A 2,412-nucleotide genomic window follows, 5' to 3' on the forward strand; every position below is an offset into this window, starting at 1 on the left:
TGCGTATTTCGGAGCATTCCGAACAGCCATTTCGGTATGACCCGAACACCTATTTCGGTTTAATCCGAACGCTCATTCCGCGATTATCCGAACGCTTTTAAGCGAACTCCGAAAACCGCGTTCGGAATAGCGAAAACCGCGTTCGGAATGACCGAAATCCTATCTTTTTCTCTTTTAAATCAGTAACTCGCTATTCTTTACTTCTTAAACAAGAAGGTTAGGAAGCGACAATGGCTAAAAAGAGAACTCCAATGAACAAAATCAAAGAGGTATTACGTCTTAAATACGAGTGTGGGTTGTCCTACCGTAGTATTGCCAGTTGCCTTAATGTCAGCCTTGCAACAGTCTCAGAACTTGTCGCTCGCTTTAAGCAAAGTCAGATAGGCTGGCCTCTACCTGAAGATTGCAACGATATGACTCTCACTCAGGCGCTGTATCATGGCAAGAAAGCCAGTCGGGATAAAGTCATGCCAGACTTCACTCAATACGCTGTCGAACTTAGACGTAAAGGTATGACGAAGATGTTGCTGTGGCAGGAATATCACGAGCAATATCAAGAGCAAGCTTACGCTTACACCCAATTCTGTGAGCACTTCACTCGCTGGTTCAAAACGCAAAAGCGCAGTATGCGTCAGCTCCATGTTGCAGGTGATAAGCTGTTTATCGATTACTGTGGGCCTCGGCTTCAGGTGGTCAACCCTGGCACTGGAGAAGTGCGCGAAGCCGAAGTGTTCGTCGCCACTCTAGGTGCATCCAATTACACCTATGTTGAAGCCTTCACTAGTCAAGGTAAACCTTACTGGTTAGAGGCGCATGCGAATGCGTTCGAACACTTCGGCGGTGTACCACAACTCTTAGTTCCCGATAATCTACGCAGCGCGGTGACCAAAGCTAATCGTTATGAGCCGAGACTGAACGACAGCTATCAGAAACTGGCGAATCACTATCAAACCGCCGTGATGCCAGCTCGCCCCTACAAACCGAAAGACAAAGCCAAGGCAGAAAATGCCGTGCTTCTTGTAGAGCGCTGGATCATGATGCGGCTGCGGCACCAAACCTTCCACACCTTCAAAGAGCTGAATCTCGCTATCCGAGAGCTGACGAATGAGTTAAATCAACGAGAGATGAAGCAGTATGGCGCGAGTCGTAAAGCGCTGTTCGACAAACTCGATAAACCTGCATTGAAGCCGCTGCCTAAGCAGCGATACCTATATACCGAAACCAAACGAGCCAAAGTTGGGCCTGACTATCACATCGAATATCGCCGTCATTACTACTCGGTTCCCCATCAACTGGTTGGCCATCATGTCGAACTGGAAGCCTCCAACCGTCTGGTACAGATCTACCATAAAGGTAACTTGGTCGCCCAGCACCCACATAGCCAAAGGGAGCGCGGAAACAGCACTCAATCAGAGCACATGCCAAGTAATCATCAACATCAAAAGTGGTCACCTGGGCGCTTGCTCAACTGGGGAGGTAATATCGGTCCAGCTACACGAGAAGTCGTCAATAAGATGCTGAACTCCAAACCTCATCCAGAGCAGTCTTATCGCTCTTGCCTAGGGTTACTCAACCTGAGCAAAGCCCATGGCGAATCGCGCCTAGAGCAAGCCTGTAAAGATGCACTGATGCTGACGAAACCGAACTACACCTTTATCAATAATCTGCTGAAAAACAATCGCGAGGGGCAACTGAGCAAAGACACTCCAAGCACACCGAACCTTGTTCACAGCAATGTTCGTGGCCCGAACTGTTATCACTAGGAGAAATGTAATGAACGCACTTAATGACCAACTCAAAACCCTGCGCTTGGGCCATGCGGCGAAAGCGTTAGAGCAACAACAAGAGCAACTGACCACCTACGCAGAGCTGGACTTCGAGAAGCGGTTAAGCTTGCTTCTGGAAAGTGAAATATTGAATCGCAATCAGAGCAAAATCCAACGCTTAAAACAACAAGCCAAGCTGAGAGTGGATGCTCAGCCGAGCCAACTCATCTACAAGGAGGGACGAAACCTCAACCGCAAGCAGATGAGCGAACTGCTAACGGGTGGCTATCTGCACAAGCACCAGAACATCTTGATCACAGGCCCAACGGGCGCAGGTAAAACGTATCTTGGTTGCGCACTGGCAACCCGCGCCTGCGACCAACAACAAACGGTCAGATACTACCGATTAACTCGCTTGCTTGATGATCTGACCGCAGGGCGTCTAGATGGTAGCTATCAAAAGCAACTCCAATCACTCGCTAAAAAAGCCTTGCTCATCCTCGATGACTGGGGGATGGAAAAACTGACTCAAGAGCATGCAGGTCACTTGTTAGAAGTGCTTGAAGACCGCTACCAAAACAGCAGCACCATCGTCATCAGTCAGTTACCTGTAAAAGAGTGGTACAACATGATCGGCAATGCCACC

2 protein-coding genes are annotated in these 2,412 nt (G+C 48.8%); both read left to right on the forward strand.

Annotation, left to right across the window (positions count from 1 at the left end; translation table 11 throughout):
* Nucleotides 1–230: 230 nt before the first annotated feature.
* Nucleotides 231–1,763 carry an IS21 family transposase gene (gene istA, locus DK187_RS20800; protein WP_111609208.1) on the forward strand — a complete coding sequence of 511 codons (1,533 nt, stop codon included), beginning with the start codon at nucleotides 231–233 and terminating at the stop codon, nucleotides 1,761–1,763.
* Nucleotides 1,764–1,773: 10 nt separating this feature from the next.
* Nucleotides 1,774–2,412: IS21-like element ISVch3 family helper ATPase IstB (gene istB / locus DK187_RS20805; RefSeq protein WP_111609209.1), on the forward strand; the 639-nt coding region annotated here is incomplete at its 3' end.

This window comes from Marinomonas arctica, assembly GCF_003259225.1.
Taxonomy (GTDB): domain Bacteria; phylum Pseudomonadota; class Gammaproteobacteria; order Pseudomonadales; family Marinomonadaceae; genus Marinomonas; species Marinomonas arctica.

Coding starts and splice junctions, on each gene's coding strand:
- istA (WP_111609208.1), top strand. CDS start 231: ATGGCTAAAAAGAGAACTCCAATGAACAAAATCAAAGAGGTATTACGT.